The 15,049-nt window shown below is 61.6% G+C and carries 17 protein-coding genes; 7 read left to right on the top strand and 10 right to left on the bottom strand.

All coding sequences use genetic code 11. The features are described 5' to 3' along the window. The 3 genes from GM655_RS10245 to GM655_RS10255 are packed head-to-tail and all read left to right on the top strand — an operon-like array spanning position 1 to position 2,200. Positions 1-795, top strand: coding sequence for a hypothetical protein (locus GM655_RS10245; protein WP_155434564.1), 795 nt, complete (start codon positions 1-3; stop codon positions 793-795). 29 nt (positions 796-824) lie between these two features. Then, positions 825-1,670, top strand: coding sequence for a DUF6160 family protein (locus GM655_RS10250; protein ID WP_155434565.1), 846 nt, complete (start codon positions 825-827; stop codon positions 1,668-1,670). Next, positions 1,670-2,200, top strand: a complete 531-nt coding sequence (locus GM655_RS10255; protein WP_229632507.1) for a hypothetical protein — start codon at positions 1,670-1,672, stop codon at positions 2,198-2,200. Before GM655_RS10250 ends, GM655_RS10255 begins: the two co-directional genes overlap by 1 nt. A gap of 5 nt (positions 2,201-2,205) precedes the next feature. Here GM655_RS10255 and GM655_RS10260 read toward each other — a convergent pair whose 3' ends face one another. The 3 genes from GM655_RS10260 to GM655_RS10270 form a co-directional block, all read right to left on the bottom strand. Beyond that, a complete protein-coding gene (locus GM655_RS10260) occupies positions 2,206-3,393 on the bottom strand; it encodes an MFS transporter (protein ID WP_229632508.1) in 1,188 nt (395 codons plus the stop codon). A 64-nt stretch (positions 3,394-3,457) separates the two neighbouring features. Continuing rightward, a complete protein-coding gene (locus GM655_RS10265) occupies positions 3,458-3,838 on the bottom strand; it encodes a VanZ family protein (protein ID WP_155434566.1) in 381 nt (126 codons plus the stop codon). 323 nt (positions 3,839-4,161) lie between these two features. Beyond that, positions 4,162-4,926, bottom strand: a complete 765-nt coding sequence (locus GM655_RS10270) for an SDR family NAD(P)-dependent oxidoreductase (RefSeq protein WP_155434567.1) — start codon at positions 4,924-4,926, stop codon at positions 4,162-4,164. 151 nt (positions 4,927-5,077) lie between these two features. On the opposite strand from GM655_RS10270, the gene pyrF reads away from it, so the two are divergent. Further along, positions 5,078-5,899 (top strand): orotidine-5'-phosphate decarboxylase, encoded by an 822-nt coding sequence (gene pyrF, locus GM655_RS10275; protein WP_371866770.1) that lies wholly within the window; start codon positions 5,078-5,080, stop codon positions 5,897-5,899. Positions 5,900-5,991: 92 nt separating this feature from the next. On the opposite strand, the gene sbcB is transcribed toward pyrF, so the two are convergent. Next, positions 5,992-7,446 carry an exodeoxyribonuclease I gene (gene sbcB / locus GM655_RS10280; RefSeq protein ID WP_155434568.1) on the bottom strand — a complete coding sequence of 485 codons (1,455 nt, stop codon included), beginning with the start codon at positions 7,444-7,446 and terminating at the stop codon, positions 5,992-5,994. 66 nt (positions 7,447-7,512) lie between these two features. Between sbcB and GM655_RS10285 the strand changes: the two genes are divergently transcribed. Then, positions 7,513-8,082, top strand: coding sequence for a DUF5610 domain-containing protein (locus GM655_RS10285; protein WP_155434569.1), 570 nt, complete (start codon positions 7,513-7,515; stop codon positions 8,080-8,082). Here GM655_RS10285 and GM655_RS10290 read toward each other — a convergent pair. Continuing rightward, positions 8,079-9,080, bottom strand: coding sequence for a GGDEF domain-containing protein (locus tag GM655_RS10290; protein WP_155434570.1), 1,002 nt, complete (start codon positions 9,078-9,080; stop codon positions 8,079-8,081). The genes GM655_RS10285 and GM655_RS10290 overlap by 4 nt on opposite strands. Before the next feature lie 144 nt (positions 9,081-9,224). On the opposite strand from GM655_RS10290, the gene GM655_RS10295 reads away from it, so the two are divergent. Then, positions 9,225-10,013, top strand: coding sequence for a helical backbone metal receptor (locus tag GM655_RS10295; protein WP_155434571.1), 789 nt, complete (start codon positions 9,225-9,227; stop codon positions 10,011-10,013). A 27-nt stretch (positions 10,014-10,040) separates the two neighbouring features. Here GM655_RS10295 and GM655_RS10300 read toward each other — a convergent pair whose 3' ends face one another. From GM655_RS10300 to GM655_RS10315, 4 genes are all read right to left on the bottom strand, one after another. Then, positions 10,041-10,391 carry an HPF/RaiA family ribosome-associated protein gene (locus GM655_RS10300; protein ID WP_155434572.1) on the bottom strand — a complete coding sequence of 117 codons (351 nt, stop codon included), beginning with the start codon at positions 10,389-10,391 and terminating at the stop codon, positions 10,041-10,043. A 103-nt stretch (positions 10,392-10,494) separates the two neighbouring features. After that, a complete protein-coding gene (locus tag GM655_RS10305) occupies positions 10,495-11,166 on the bottom strand; it encodes a DUF1345 domain-containing protein (RefSeq protein ID WP_371866771.1) in 672 nt (223 codons plus the stop codon). Next, positions 11,163-12,503, bottom strand: a complete 1,341-nt coding sequence (locus GM655_RS10310) for an MFS transporter (protein WP_155434573.1) — start codon at positions 12,501-12,503, stop codon at positions 11,163-11,165. Before GM655_RS10310 ends, GM655_RS10305 begins: the two co-directional genes overlap by 4 nt. 65 nt (positions 12,504-12,568) lie before the next feature. Then, positions 12,569-13,597 (bottom strand): CDP-6-deoxy-delta-3,4-glucoseen reductase, encoded by a 1,029-nt coding sequence (locus tag GM655_RS10315; RefSeq protein WP_155434574.1) that lies wholly within the window; start codon positions 13,595-13,597, stop codon positions 12,569-12,571. Between the two features lie 11 nt (positions 13,598-13,608). Between GM655_RS10315 and GM655_RS10320 the strand changes: the two genes are divergently transcribed. Beyond that, positions 13,609-14,502, top strand: a complete 894-nt coding sequence (locus GM655_RS10320) for an SDR family oxidoreductase (RefSeq protein ID WP_155434575.1) — start codon at positions 13,609-13,611, stop codon at positions 14,500-14,502. 6 nt (positions 14,503-14,508) lie between these two features. Here GM655_RS10320 and GM655_RS10325 read toward each other — a convergent pair whose 3' ends face one another. Next, entirely contained in the window at positions 14,509-14,778 is a 270-nt protein-coding gene (locus tag GM655_RS10325; protein WP_155434576.1) for a hypothetical protein, read from the bottom strand. Positions 14,779-15,049 lie beyond the last annotated feature (271 nt).

Here is a 15,049-nt window from a genome sequence, read left to right on the forward strand (position 1 = left end):
ATGAAGATGACCTTGCACTCGCTGTGGCTGTGCGCGGGGCTGATTTTGGCCTGCTGCACGCTGACGGCATCGGCCCAGATGCAGCCGCTGAGCGAAGCGGAACTGTCCAGCATGCATGGACAGGGTATCGTCGCGATGACCAATACCAGTCTGAATGGCTTTGATTTCAGCAAAGTGTCGCTCGATGCCGACATTGCATTGAGCGCTAATCTGCGCAATGTGCGCCTCGGTGAATACACCTACTCGGCACGCAATGGCACGGGCGCCGACTTAGATATTTCGCTGTTGCAGTTTGGCCGCAGCGATGGCAGCGAGGCCCAGCGTCTGGTACATATTGCCAATCCTTATTTCGAATTCGTCTACCGCAATGCAGCCGATGGCGCCTCGCGCGAAGCGATCGGCATGCGCTTCGGCTTTGAAGCCATCAGTGGCGACATCGGTATGAAAATCAACACCCTGTCCGGTTCGATGGCCGTGACGGGTATCGCTGCCGATGGCAGCACCGTGCAGCTCGACTCGCGCAGCGATGCGCTGGGCGGCAAACGCTGGGATGGTTCTTGCACCGCACCTTGCCTGACGCTGGCGCAGGTGGGGGGCGTGACGGCCGGCGATGCGAGCGGCCCTAGCCGCGACTTCTGGGTGTCGCTGCTGAAGACTACCGTGCAATTCCCCACCACCAATGGCGCGCCCGCAACGGATGCCGCGCAGGCCGGCGTGTGGCTGAACTGGCGCGACAAGCTGCAGGCGCTCAACACCAGCGGGCTGGTGCCCGCCAACCTGCCGAAAGGCCGCTGATGCGTAGCGCGCTGGCACACTCGTTTAGCATGACCAAGCTGCTGGCGCTGCTGACGCTAGTGCTAGTCGCACCCGCGCAGGCACTGGAACCGCTTAGCGATGCTGCCATGTCAGCCGTGCGCGGACGCGACGGTGTGAGCTTTGACCTGAACGGCTTTGCCATGAGTGGCGATGCGCGTGTTAGTTACACCACACCAATAGGCACCACGCTGTATGTGGAAAAATTCAGTGCCTCGCGCAGCGATAATCCGCTGCCGTTTTCCGATCCGTACAGACTCGATATCGTCCCCGGCGCTGCGGGCCTGGCCGATGTGGTCAACATCGCCTTCCCGCAAAATACCTATGCCCAGCAGCGCTGGCAGATGGCTTACGACTGGGGCATTACGGCCGATGGCGTAACGCGCGAACAGAGCAGCGTGGTCATCAAGGATCTGGTGCTGTATGGCGGCGGCCTGCAGTTCACCACGCCGCAAGTCAATGATGGCGTGGCCTTTGGCGCTGCGCTGCGCATGGATATCGGCCAGTTGTCGCTGCGCCCGCGTGGCCGCACCGATGATACGGAAGCCATGGTGTGGAACGGCATCCACGTGGGGGCTGTCGACGGCAGCGGCATGTTCACCAACACGCCGTGGATGCTGTCCAATGTGGCGTCGCAGCCGGCCGTGATCAATGCGCTCAGTGATGAAACGGGGCCGCGTCTGCATATCGGCATCGACTGGCCTGATAGCCGTTATGGCAGCGGTGTGGCGCCGGCCGGCGGCATCGTGGTCGATAATATTTCGTTTGTCAGCCCGGGCCAGCCTACCGTCGATCTGGGATCGTCGCGCATAGGTTCGATCCAGATTCAGTACCTCGATATCAAGTTCAAGCACTGATGGCCGGCCGACTGCTCCCCCTGTCCCGCATCTGCAAAGCGCCCTGGCATGGGCGGCAGCTTGCTACTGCTAGTGTTATTACCGCTCTGCTGTGGCTGACGGCAGCTAGCGCCAGTGCCGGCAGCCTGCGTGCGCTCGACGATCAGGAACTGGCCCAGGTCTCGGCGCAGGATGGCATCAGCTTTGCCGCCCATATTTCGCTCAACGATCCGACGCTGGTGGGAGCGGTCAGCGATAGCCGGCTGTCGCTGGGCTTCAATGGCGACGGGCAGAACCGCTACATTGTATTCAAGAATGTGCGCGGCAAGGTCGACATGTTTGCCGTCAGCCTGGGTGTGCAGACCCGCAGCGATGGCGGCGGCGATTACATCGCCATCGGCCTGCCCGGCTTTGTGCGCTATACCAATCTGGGCTTCGAATCGCTGAGCGTACAGAACGATCCGCTGGCGCCCGTCACGGGCAATCTGGGCAGCCTGAATATCAACGGCACCGTGTCCCTGCAGGGACAGGTGCGCTTGTGGTCCCATTAACGGGCCTAGTCGCGCGCTGCAACGAGCCAGATCACGAAGGCGGTGAGGGGGAAGGCCAGCCCGGTCCACAGCACGCCTTGCCAGCCATGCTGGGCAAACATCCACGCACCCAGCGACGAACCGACTGCGCCACCGAGGAAGAAGATGGCGATGTACAGGCCATTCAGGCGGCTGCGGGTTTCCGCTGCGAGTGCAAACAGCGCGCGCTGGCCCGTGACCAGATTGGCCGAGACACCCATATCGAGCACGATGGACGCGAGCACCAGCACCGCCAGTTCCAGCAGCCGGCTGCCGTGCACCAGCAGGGGCAGGGCAAAGGCGGCCACGCCCAGCAGCAGGGCGGCGGCCGTGGTCGAGTGGCTCTTGCCCTGATCGGCACGGCGGCCGGCGATGGGCGAGGCGATGGCGCCGGCCACGCCGACCAGCGCGAAAATCGCAACGCCGGTCTGGCTGAGCTGGAAGCGCGGGCCCGTGAGCTCCAGCGAAACGCAGGTCCAGAACAGACTGAAAGCGCCGAACATGCAGGCCTGATAGGCGGCGCGGCGGCGCAGCACGGGAGTGTCGCGCAGCAGATGCCAGAGCGAGCCGAGCAGGGCAAAGTAATGCAGGCCCGCATGTGGCTGGCGCTGGGGCAGACGTTTGCGCAGCAGCAGTGCCAGTGCCAGCGTGGCGACGGCGGACAGGATGAAGATGGCGTGCCAGCCCAGCGCATCGGCCACCAGACTGGCGATGGGGCGGGCCAGCATAATGCCCATCAGCAGGCCGCTCATGACGGTGCCGACGGTCTGGCCGCGCGTTTCGGGGCGCGACAGGTGGGCTGCGAACGGCACCAGTATCTGCGCGGCGACGGCGGTCAGGCCTATGCAGAAGGCGGCGAACAGAAACAGGCTGGCGCTGCTGGTGCTGGCGGCGGCCAACAGGGCGGTGGCACAGGCCAGCAAGGCGAGGCAGATCAGGCGGCGGTTTTCCAAGAGATCACCGAGCGGCACGACGAACAGCAGACCGAGGCAGTAACCGATCTGGGTCAGCGTGACGATCAGACCGGCTGCACTGGCTGCCAGCCCCGTCGCCTGGCTGATAGGACCGATCAGCGTCTGGGCGTAATACAGATTGGCGACGATCAGGCCGGTAGCGCTGGCGAGCAGCCAGACCATGCCGGCCGAAATGTCTTGCTGAGCGTGAGACTGGCTCATTGCATCTCCTACAGTTAGCAGGCGGCAATTCTACCGGTGATCAAAAAATGCTGCTGAGCGTGGCCTAGTTTGTCCGGCGCTGCCACAGCCAGTACAGGCTGCAGGCCGTCACCATGGCGGCACTGACATCCACAGCCCAGTCACCCACGCTGCCATGGCGGTAGGGGAAGAAGATCTGGATGTATTCATCGAGGGCGCCCATGGCGGCGATGGTGAGCACGGCTTTCACGGCACGCTGGCGCGGCAGGCCGCTGCCGCCGGTGAACAGCAGAAAGGTCAGGCCCGCGTAGGCGATGCTGTGCAGGATCAGGCCGGAAGCCACCTGGCCTATGTCCTGGCGCGCGCCGGGCAGTGAACCGAGGATCAGTATCAGCAGGTAGAGTGTGATGGCAGTCCAGTAACGCAGGCGGCCGTAGGTGTCGGTGAGGAGTAGTAGCTTGAGCATGGTGCGGACAATAGCACGGCTGGCGCGAAAAGAGCGGCTGCGCTTCGGCAGGTATAAAAAGAAAGTGCGCCAGCAAGCCGGCGCACTGTACTTCCGTCATGCTTATCGTGTGCATGTACCGAAGATGGATCCAGTATAGGTAGCGATTGTGACGGCGTGATGACGCCGCACAAAATATCGGGGCAAAAAAAAGCCCGCTGATGAAAGCGGGCTTAAAACTATTTTCTTGGAGGAGAATAGTGGAGACAGGTGAGATTATGGGTGTCGCGCAGATATTTGTCTAATTGTCGTTTCCGATAACAGACATGCGATTTTTTTATATCTCAGTCTTGGACGGCTACAGTGTAGTTGAGCGCCAGGCGGCCGCCGTCCACATACAGGGTCTGGCCCGTCATATAACTGGCATCGTCGCTGGCGAGGAAGGCCGCAATCGAAGCCACTTCTTCCGGCTCGCCGCAGCGGCCCATGGGCGTACGCGACAGGATGGTGTGGCGCGCTTCGGGGCTGGCCATCACGGCCTGCTTGGCCAGTTCCGTCAGGATGGTGCCGGGGCCTATGCCGTTGACGCGGATGCCGTGGCTGACCAGATTGAGCGACATGACTTTGGTGAGCTGGTTGATAGCGCCTTTCGATACCACATACGGCACCTGATTCGGAATCGCCAGTTCCGCGTTCACGCTGGACATATTGATGATGCAGCCGCTGTGCTGCTTGACCATTTCGCGCGCCACGGCCTGGCCGCACAGGAACATGGATTTCAGGTTGATGCGCAACACGCGGTCGAAATCTTCCTCGCACACGTCGAGGAAATTGGCCGCATGGGTCACGCCGGCATTGTTGATCAGGATATCGATGCGGCCAAATGCGGCCAGCGTGGCAGCGACCATGGCATCCACATCGGCTTTCTGGCTGACGTCGGCAGCAAAGAAGCGGGCCCGTTCGCCCAGCTCGGCAGCGGCGGAAGCGCCCTCCGGTTTGATATCGACCAGCATCACGCTGGCGCCTTCGCTGATCAGGCGCTGGGCGCAGGCCAGTCCTATGCCTTGCGTAGCACCGGTGACGATGGCGACTTTCTGGCTTAATTTCATGGTGGGGTCCCGGTTAGATTGAAGGCTGAATTCTATCAGCCTCACGACGCAGTTTTGCCCTGCCAGAGCGGCTGGCGGCGCAGCAGTTCGGCCGGGGCGGCGCGGTTTTCGTTACAATAGAGGGTTTGCAACAGAATAAGAGGGCAGGGCCGTGACTTTCATCAATAAATTATCCGCCGCTTGGACGGCTAACGACTCGCTGCTGTGCGTGGGTCTCGATCCCGATCTGGCCAAGCTGCCCGCCCAGTTCCAGCAGGACCCGCAGGGCATCTACCACTTCTGCCGCGAAATCATTGATGCGACGGCCGATCTGGCCTGCTCGTTCAAGCCGCAGATTGCCTATTTCGCGGCCCTGCGTGCCGAAGCCCAGCTCGAGCAGATCTGTGCCTATGCACGTGAACATTATCCGCACATTCCGCTGATCCTCGACGCCAAGCGCGGCGACATCGGCGCAACGGCCCAGCAGTATGCGCGCGAAGCCTATGACCGCTATGGCGCCGATGCCGTGACTGTCAATCCCTACATGGGTTCCGATTCGGTTGATCCGTATATGGACTGGGCCGATCGCGGCGTGATCATCCTGTGCCGCACGTCGAATGCGGGCGGCTCGGATCTGCAATTCCTGAATGTGGATGGCAAGCCGCTGTACCAGCATGTGGCCCAACTGGTGGCGCAGAAGTGGAACCGCAACGGCCAGTGCGCACTGGTAGTGGGCGCAACCTTCCCGGAAGAACTGGCGCAAGTACGCGCCATCGTCGGCGACATGCCGCTGCTGGTGCCTGGCATCGGTGCGCAGGGTGGCGATATCGCTGCGACCGTCAAATCGGGCCGCACGGCCAACGGCACGGGCATGATGATCAATTCTTCGCGCGCGATTCTGTACGCTCCGCAGCAGGCCGGTGAAGATTTCGCTGCTGCCGCGCGCCGCGTGGCACTGGAAACCCGCGACGCCATCAACCAGTATCGCGCCTGAAGCTAGGCTGCAGCGCCAGACTGGTGCACTGAACACACAGGGCCCGCTGCAGTTGCTGCAGCGGGCCCTGTGTGTTTCTGCTGAAGGCTGGCTTACTGGGCCGGTGCAATCAGCTCCACATATTCGTACAGCTCGGAGAGTATCTGTTCGGCGCGCTCATCAGCGTCCTGCTGCAGGTGATCGATCTCGCCGAAGAACTGGTCTATGCTGCGCACGCCGCCTGCGCCATCGTAGAAGCGGGCTGCACGGTGCTGCTCCCAGTGTTCGAATTCCGTCTCCGATAGCGTCTCAGGGAAGTTGCGCGCGCGGTAGCGGAACAGCAGCTCGCCCAGACGCGCGTCGCTGAACGCTGGCGAGGCTGCCGCCAGACGGGCCGGGCTTTCCTTGCGCAGGCCATCGAGCAGGCGGCGGTCGTCCTTGCTGACGAAGCCGTTGTACAGGTCTTCATCCACATCGAGTGGCGCACCGGCAGGGCGGTAGAACACTTCAGCCCAGATCGCATCCATATTCGGCCCCGTTGCTGCCAGTTCTGCAGCAATTGCGGCGTGAGCCTTGCCCTGTTCCAGATCGAGGCCCCATTTGGCGGCCATGGCGGGCGACAGGGTTTTCAGGTTCGCAACCAGCATAGGCGATTTATTCAGGTGCACGCTTTTGACGGGCAGGCGCGTCATGCCTTCCGGCATGGCATCGCTGCGCGTGAAGATGCGGGTGCGTATGGTGTCGGCATCGAGCGTGTACAGTTCGCGCGGATCGTAAGCACAATCCCACACGATCAGCTCGTTTTTATTGGTCGGGTGGGTGGCCAGCGGCCAGACCAGTGCCAGACAGCCGCGTTCCACCGGGAACATGCCCGATACGTGCAGGAAGGGCTGGCGCAGGGCCGGTGCCAGATGCAGGCCTACTTCATCGGCCACGCGGTCCTTCTTGTGCAGGGCCAGACAGAAGTCGAACAGCTTGGGCTGGTGCTGGCGGATCAAGCGGGCCAGCGCGATGGTGGCGCGTACGTCGGACAGCGCATCGTGTGCCGCTTCATGCACGAGGCCATTGGCACGCGCCAGATCTTCCAGCTTGAAGCTGGGTTTGCCATCTTCCTTGGTGGGCCAGATGAGGCCTTCGGGCCGCAGCGCGTAAGTCATGCGCACTACATCGAGCAAGTCCCAGCGGCCGCACTGGTTCTGCCATTCGCGTGCATAGGGATCGATCAGATTACGCCAGAACATGAAACGCGTGATCTCGTCGTCGAAGCGGATAGTGTTGTAACCCACGCCTATCGTGCCGGGCTGGGAAAATGCCTGTTCGATGGTGGCGGCGAAGCGGTGCTCGGGCACGCCCCATTCCAGACATTGCTGCGGCGTGATGCCGGTAATCAGGCAGGATTGCGGATCGGGCAGGAAATCATTCGCGGGTTTGCAATACAGCATGATCGGATCGCCGATCTCGTTCAGGGCGGCGTCGGTACGGATGGCAGCAAACTGGGCTGGCCGGTCGCGGCGCGTGTTGGCGCCAAATGTTTCGTAATCGTGCCAGAGAAAGGTGGTTATGCTCATAAATGCGGTCAAGTTATTCGTTATTCTGCCGATCATTCCAGGATACCCCTCATCAGGAGTGAGATCATGGCAACTCCAGTATCGGCAACTTCGGGCGGCACATCCGCCAGCACCAGTGTTCCAGCGGCGGCCAAGGATGACAGCAAGATGTCGTTGACGGCCAAGGCCAAGGCGCAGCTCAATGGCTCTATCGTACAAGCTTCCTTGACGGTAGCGTTGAATTCTTCCAATGAACCGTTGTCGGTCGTGCTGAAAACGGCGCTGACCGGCATCAATGAGGCGCTCAAGGATGACTTCGGCGACAACGCTATCCAGAACGCCATGTCGCAGGATAATACGCCGGAAGGCACGGCGAGCCGCATTGTATCGCTGTCCACCGCGTTTTACGATGCTTTCAAGCAGCAGCACCCGGGTGAGGATAATGACGCGGTGCTCGACAAGTTCATGGCGACGCTCAAGCGCGGTGTCGATCAGGGCTTCAAGGAAGCGCGCGGCGTGCTGGACGGGCTGAAGGTGCTCAACGGCGACATTGCCAGCAACATCGACAAGACTTATGAGCTGGTGCAGAAGGGGTACGCCGATTTCGCGGCGGCTCACAAGGCCCAGCCTGCGCCTGAGCCGGCTTCCGCCGGCTAGACGGCTGCGGTGGGTTCCGGCGCCGCCTGATGCTGGGCCACACAGTTACGCCCCAGCGCCTTGGCGCGGTACAGCGCCGCATCGGCATTGGCAATCAGGGCCTGTTCGTCCTGGCCCGGCTGCAGGCTGGCCACGCCGAACGAGGCCGTGATATGTGGTAGCGGCAGCCGCATATCGCTGAACACCAGCGCCTGACGCATGCGTTCGCACAGGCGCTCGGCCACGGCCACTGCGACTTTTTCGCTGGTGTCGGGCAGTAGCACCATCATTTCTTCGCCGCCATAACGCACGGCAAAATCAGTCGGGCGCAGCGCGCTGCCCAGCACGCCGGCTGCCGTGCGCAGCGCCTGATCGCCGGCCAGATGGCCGTGGGTATCATTGAAGCGCTTGAAGTGGTCCAGATCGAGCATGATCAGGGACAGCGGCGCGTGCGAACCGTGCGCTGTCGCCACCATGGTGGGCAGCAGGTCGTTGAGCCAGGAGCGGTTGTACAGGTCGGTCAGACCATCGATCATGGAAAGCTGGCGGTAGAACTCGCCCAGCTTCTGGCGTCGCCGCAGTTGCGCATTGGCAGCGCGGATGCGGAAGGACAGCAGGCGTAGCAGATTGCGTGCGAGCACATGCGATTCATCGATTAGCTGCCACACCAGCTCCGCCTTAATCATTAGCACATCAGTTTCTTCGAGCGCCGTGATGGCATTCAGATTGGCTTCTTCGTCGAGCACGGCTTGTTCGCCCACGCTCTCGCCCGGCAGTATCTTGCTGATGGTGCCATCGGCCATGCCGGTACGGGTGTCGGTGGCGACCGCCAGCGCGCCGCGCAGGACGATGTACAGGTGGGCGATCTGCGATTCGGCGATACTTTCCTCGGCTGCCAGCCGCATGATGGGGCAGGGGGCCAGCAGTCTGGCCATGGCGTCAGCGTCGGTGGAATTGCGCAGCAGTTGCAAATCGCTGATCTGGTAGTGCGAGGCGCCGAAGGTGCTGATGTGTTTCAATGTGGTCTTTCAGAATGCTAGTTGATTCGCCTGTTTATCATAGCTGAACTGTCTGTAAGCCTGTGTAAATTTTGTTCAGGAAGTTGTTGCATGATCTATCGGGCGGTGCTCCAATACCGCCTTTAAGTTTAGGAAAAGCCCGCCATGGAATGGACTGATGCAGTGGGAACCGTGCACCGGGCTGCGGCCGATGCGCGCATCGTTTCGCTGGTACCTTCGATTACGGAAATGCTATGCGACTTGGGGCTGGCCGACCAGTTGGTAGGGCGCACGGGTTTCTGCATCCATCCGAGCGAAATCGTGCAGGACATACCCAAGGTGGGGGGCACCAAAGATGTCAACATCGATAAGATCCGCAAGCTGGCGCCCACCCATCTGGTGGTAAATATCGATGAAAACGAAAAGCCGACCGTCGAGCTGCTGGCTGAATTCATTCCCCATGTGATCGTCACGCATCCGATTGCGCCGCGCGACAATCTGGCGCTCGCGCGCCTGCTGGGCGGGGTGTTCTGCCGTGAACAGCAAGCGGCCGCATGGTGTGCCGACTTCGAGGCGGAATATGCGCGCCTGCGTGCCATGCCGCCCGCGCCGCCGCGCACGGTGCTGTACTGCATCTGGCAAGACCCGTGGATGACGGTTTCAGGCGATACCTATATAGCCCGCATGCTGGCTGAAATCGGCTGGCAGTTGCCGGCGGAATTGCAGGGCTACGCAATCCGCTATCCGGAATTTAGCTGGGCGCCGGAATTGCTGGCGCAAATCGATGGCGTACTGCTGTCGAGCGAACCTTACCGCTTCACGGAAGCGCATGCGGCCGTGCTGGCACAGCAGATAGGCAAGCCGGTACAACTGGTGGATGGGGAAATGCTGTCGTGGTATGGCAGCAGAGCGCTGCAGGGCTTGCGGTATTTGCAGGAGCTAGCAGGGCGCTAGCTCCGTGGTGAGCTGACAGGCCGCGGTTTATTCGGCGTCGGCTTCGATGGCGACGCCGGTGTGGCGTTTATCCTGCAGACGGCCCAGTGCGCTATCGACAGCGCGTTTGAGTTTTTCGGCAGCACCGCCGATGGCCTGATGCAGGGTGGCAGCGTGGTCGCTCACAGCGATCGGTGGCAGACCCGTGACGCGGGCTTCCAGCATGCAGCGGTTGTCGCCGTCAGCAGATTTCTGGACCAGATTGTCGCTCAGATGCACTTCGACGCGATTAATTTGTTCGTCGAATCGTTGGAGCGCATTCTTCACGACAGTTTGTACGTGCTCATCGAGACCGGCATGACGTTCGATGGTTTTGTCGGCATGGATAATGATTTGCATATGCTTGCTCCTTGTTGTTGAACTGCGATTTCATCTTACTCCTTTTTTGCTCAGGTGGGCGCTTAGGCCGGACTTAAGCAGCGCGCGCAGACAGTGGGCAAGTTCAGGCGTTGATCAACGAAGCGCCGATATTAATCGACAGGCCCAGCACGGCCAGGTTGTAGAAGAAGCACAGCACGGACTGGCCCAGCACGACTTTGCGCAGCTCGCGGCTGTGGATGCTCACGTCAGCCGTCTGTGCGGCCACGCTGATGGTGAATGAGAAGTACAGGAAATCCCAGTAATTGGGGACCAGATTCTGGTCGGGGAATTGCAGCACGGGCGGGCTGTCTTCGCCATTGGCGTGATTGATGTAAAACAGATGGGCGTAGTGCGAGCAGAACATGGTGCCTATCATGAACCACGAGCCGGCCAGCGTCAGCACCACGAAACCATAGTGGGACCACATGTCCTGCGGCGGTGCGTCTTTCAGCACGGATAGCTGCGAGACGATGGCGGCCAGGCTGGCCAGGATCAGCAACGACAGCATGCTCAGAATGACGGGGCCTTTTTCATCCTGGCGGCAGGCCGTGCGGCGGATATCGTGATGGTCGGCGCGCGCCATCATTACGGCCATCATCAGCAGATAACTCCATACCGTGGTGTTCCACGCCGTCAGCAAACGGGTCAGCACCGGCCAGCTGGCCGGAAGCAGCAGGCCGGTGGCCGCACCCAGCGCCAGCGCGGCGCTCAGGTGCGGGCGAGTATGGATGATGCGCGGCAGCGGCAAGCTCACAGACTCTCCTCCTTGTTCTCTGCGTTTCTTTCCTCGTGGGGGAAGCGGTCCATGCGCGACAGCACGGGGAACAATATGCTCCACAATCCCGTAACCACCAGCGTGGCAGCGCCACCGAATAGCACGGCACGCGTCAGGCCCATCCAGCCGGCCGTCAGGCCCGATTCGAATTCGCCCAGTTCATTCGAGGCGCCGATGAAGACGGAATTGACAGCGCTGACGCGGCCACGGATGGCATCCGGCGTTTCGTACTGTACCAGCAGGTGACGTACATATACGCTGATCATGTCGCCGGCGCCCATCAGCAACAGGGCCACCAGCGCCACGATGAAGGTGGTGGTGGAACCCAGCACCAGCGTGCAGACGCCGAACACGGCCACACCACCCAGCATCCATGCGCCCACCCGGCGCGTGATGGGGAAGAAGGTCAGCGTGATGGAGCAGACGGCGGCGCCTATGCCGGGCGCGGTACGCAGCATGCCCAGCCCCGTTGGCCCCACATGCAGCACGTCATGCGCGAGCGCCGGCAACAGCGCGGTGGCGCCGCCGAACAGCACGGCGAACAGGTCGAGCGAGATCGCGCCCAGAATCACCGGTTTGGACCAGACGAAGCGCAGGCCTTCCAGTACGGTATGCCAGGTGGCCGGTTCGCGGTGGCTGGCTTGCGGTGCCGGCTTGGTCAGGCACATCAGCAGCACGGCCAGCAGCAACAGCGTGGAAGAAATGAGGTATACCGTTTTCGGTCCCGCCAGATATAGCAGGCCGCCCAACGTGGGGCCGAGAATGATGGCCAGATGGAAGCTGGACGAACTCAGCGCCACAGCCTTGCTGAAGCTTTCCGGCGGCACCAGATTGACCAGCATGGCTTGCGTGGCCGGGCCCATGAAAGCGCGCGCACTGCCGAACAGCACCAGCACCGCGAACACGGGCCAGACGGTGCTCAGGCCGGCCAGTGTAAACGCCAGTAGCAGCAGGCCGCACAGCAATTGCGCGGCCAGTGCCAGTGCCACCAGATTGCGCCGGTTGTAGCGGTCGGCCGCGTGGCCGGCCAGCAGGATCAGTAACAGGAAAGGCGCGAACTGGGCCAGCCCGATCAGACCCAGATCGAACAGGTCGTGCGTCATCGCGTACACCTGCCAGCCGATGGCGACGTTTTGCATCTGCACGGCCAGCGTGCCCAGCGTGCGGGCCGACAGGTAGAACGCGAAATTACGGTGGCGCAGTACGCTGAAACCGTTGCGCGAAGTGCTGCTGCTGTTTGCGGCGGGGCTGCTGCCAGCAGGCTCGCTGGCGTCGTGGTTGGCTTTGTGATTGGCTGAAGCAGTACTGTCGGACATGGGCACTTTCAGGGCGCCGCGCCGGATGGCGCGGCATCCGTGTCGGCGCCCGCTGGGGTGAGAACTTAGGGTTGGTTGAGGTCTGCTTCGCTGGTGAAGGCGTCGGCGTAGAACTCTTCTTCCGGCAACTGGCACTGGGCGACGAAATCACGCTTGGCCGATTCCACCACGATCGGTGCGCCGCAGGCATACACCTGATAGCCGGACAGGTCGGGCAGGTCGGCCATCACGGCTGCGTGCACGTAACCGCTGCGGCCTTGCCAGCCATCTTCCGGCTGGGCGTTGGAGACCACCGGCACGTAGCGGAAGTTAGGCAGCGTTTGCGCCCACTGGCGGCACAGTGCATCCATATACAGGTCCTGCGGACGGCGGCCGCCCCAGTACAGCGTCATGGCGCGCTGTGAACCCTGCGCCTGCAGGTGCTCGACTATGGCCTTGATGGGCGCAAAGCCGGTACCGGAGGCCAGCAGCACGATAGGCTTGTCGCTATCTTCGCGCACGAAGAAGGTGCCGAGCGGACCTTCGAAACGCAGGATGTCGCGCTCCTTCATGGTGGAGAACACCTGATCGGTGAACACCCCGCCCGGCATGTGGCGGATGTGCAGACTCAGTGGCTGGTTCTGGTCCGGCGCCGTGGCCAGACTGTAGCTGCGGCGCTTACCGTCGCGCAGCAGGAATTCGATGTACTGGCCGGCGCGGAACTTCAGCGTTTCATTGGCCGGCAGTTGCAGCGTCATCACCACCACATCCGGTGCGACTTTTTCCAGCGTGGCCACGCGCGATGGCATTTTGCGCAGCGGGTAGTCTTCGCTGCCAGCCACTTCGCGCGCTTCGATGACCAGATCGCTGCGCGCAGTCGCGCAGCAGAACAGCGACATGCCGGCCGCTTCTTCTGCCGGCGGCAGGGCGCGTTCCTGATGGGCTTTGTGGCTGACCGTACCACTGAGTACTTTGCCTTTGCAGGAACTGCAGGCGCCGTTCTTGCAGCCATAGGGCAAGCCTATGCCGGCACGGACGGCGGCGGCCAGAATGGTTTCGTCTTCCTCGCAGCTGAATTGGTGGCCGCTAGGCTGTACAGTAACTTGAAACGTCATACAATCCTTCGATGAATAAAATCTCACTACAAAAATTCCGCCGTCCGCGCCTGCTGATTATCGGCTGCGGTGATGTGGGCATGCGCATGCTGCCCCTGCTGACGCCGTATTTCCGCGTCTTCGCCGTGACCAGCCAGCCGGCCCGCTGTGCCGAGTTGCGCGCGCGGGGCGCACAGCCGTTGGTAGCCAATCTGGATCAGCCTGCCACGCTGCGTCGGCTGCGTGGGCTAGCCCATACAGTATTACATCTGGCGCCACCGGCCGCGCAAGGCGGGCAGGATGTGCGCACGCGTCACCTGACCGCCATTTTACCTGAGCGGGCGCAAGTGGTTTATGTCAGCACCACGGGCGTGTATGGCGATTGCGGCGGTGCGCGCTTTGATGAAACCCGTGCCGTGGCGCCGGCCACGGCGCGGGCGCAGCGCCGGGTTGATGCCGAGCAGATGCTGCGCCAGTGGGCGCGCCATGCGTGCGGGCAGTTGTCGATACTGCGGGTACCGGGCATCTATGCGGCCGATCGCCTGCCGCTGGCGCGGCTGCAGGCCGGCACGCCGGCCCTGTGTGCCGCGGAGGATGTGCACACCAACCATATCCATGCCGATGATCTGGCGCGCATCGTGGTGGCGGCGCTGTTCCGCGCCCGTCCGCAGCGCATTTATCATGCGGTGGACGACAGTGCGATGAAAATGGGCGAGTATTTTGATGCCGTGGCCGACGCTTATGGTCTGGCGCGGCCGCCACGCTTGTCCCGCGCCGAGCTGCGCCAGGTAGTGACACCGGCGCTGCTGTCCTTCATGTCGGAATCGCGCCAGCTGGAGAATCGGCGCTTGCGGCGCGAGCTGGGTATGCGCCTGCGCTATCCTACTGTACAGGCATTTCTGCAACAGGCCCGAACGGCGGCCTGAGCTGTCTTACTGTGCGGCAGGCTTGCGCTTGCGCTGCTGCTGCACACGCTGCTGTTGTTTTTTCTGGGTCTGGTTGCGGTCCTGCTTGGCCTTGTAGAGGGCTTTGGCATCGATGCGCGCCTGTTCGGGCGTACGCATTTCTTCCAGATCATCATGCTTGACGAAGTAGTCGTTGGCTTGCGCGTCCATCACCAGTTTGATGGCGGCAGCGTCGTCGAGCTCGTACATTTCGTACAGCAGGGTGGTTACTTCATCGAGGAATTCTTCGTAGGTCATGGTGTTGTAAAAACTTGTAAAGATTGCAGCTTAAAAGTGCGCAAATACGCGTGTTGCTGCACAGTGTGTCAAAATAACAACCTCAGTTGGCTGTCGAATATCAAATTCGCCCACATCATACGGCATTCCTGACAGTGCCGGACTTGAGCAGTTCAGCTCGCTTTACAAAAATTTATACCCTTTCTTACAACAGATGAATGCCTAACATAAGTTTTAGGGGTAGAATCTCTCACAATCTCACGAAATAAAGTGGTCTGTTAGATGATCGCTA

The sequence above is a fragment of the Pseudoduganella danionis genome (assembly GCF_009720775.1).
Taxonomy (GTDB): domain Bacteria; phylum Pseudomonadota; class Gammaproteobacteria; order Burkholderiales; family Burkholderiaceae_D; genus Rugamonas; species Rugamonas danionis.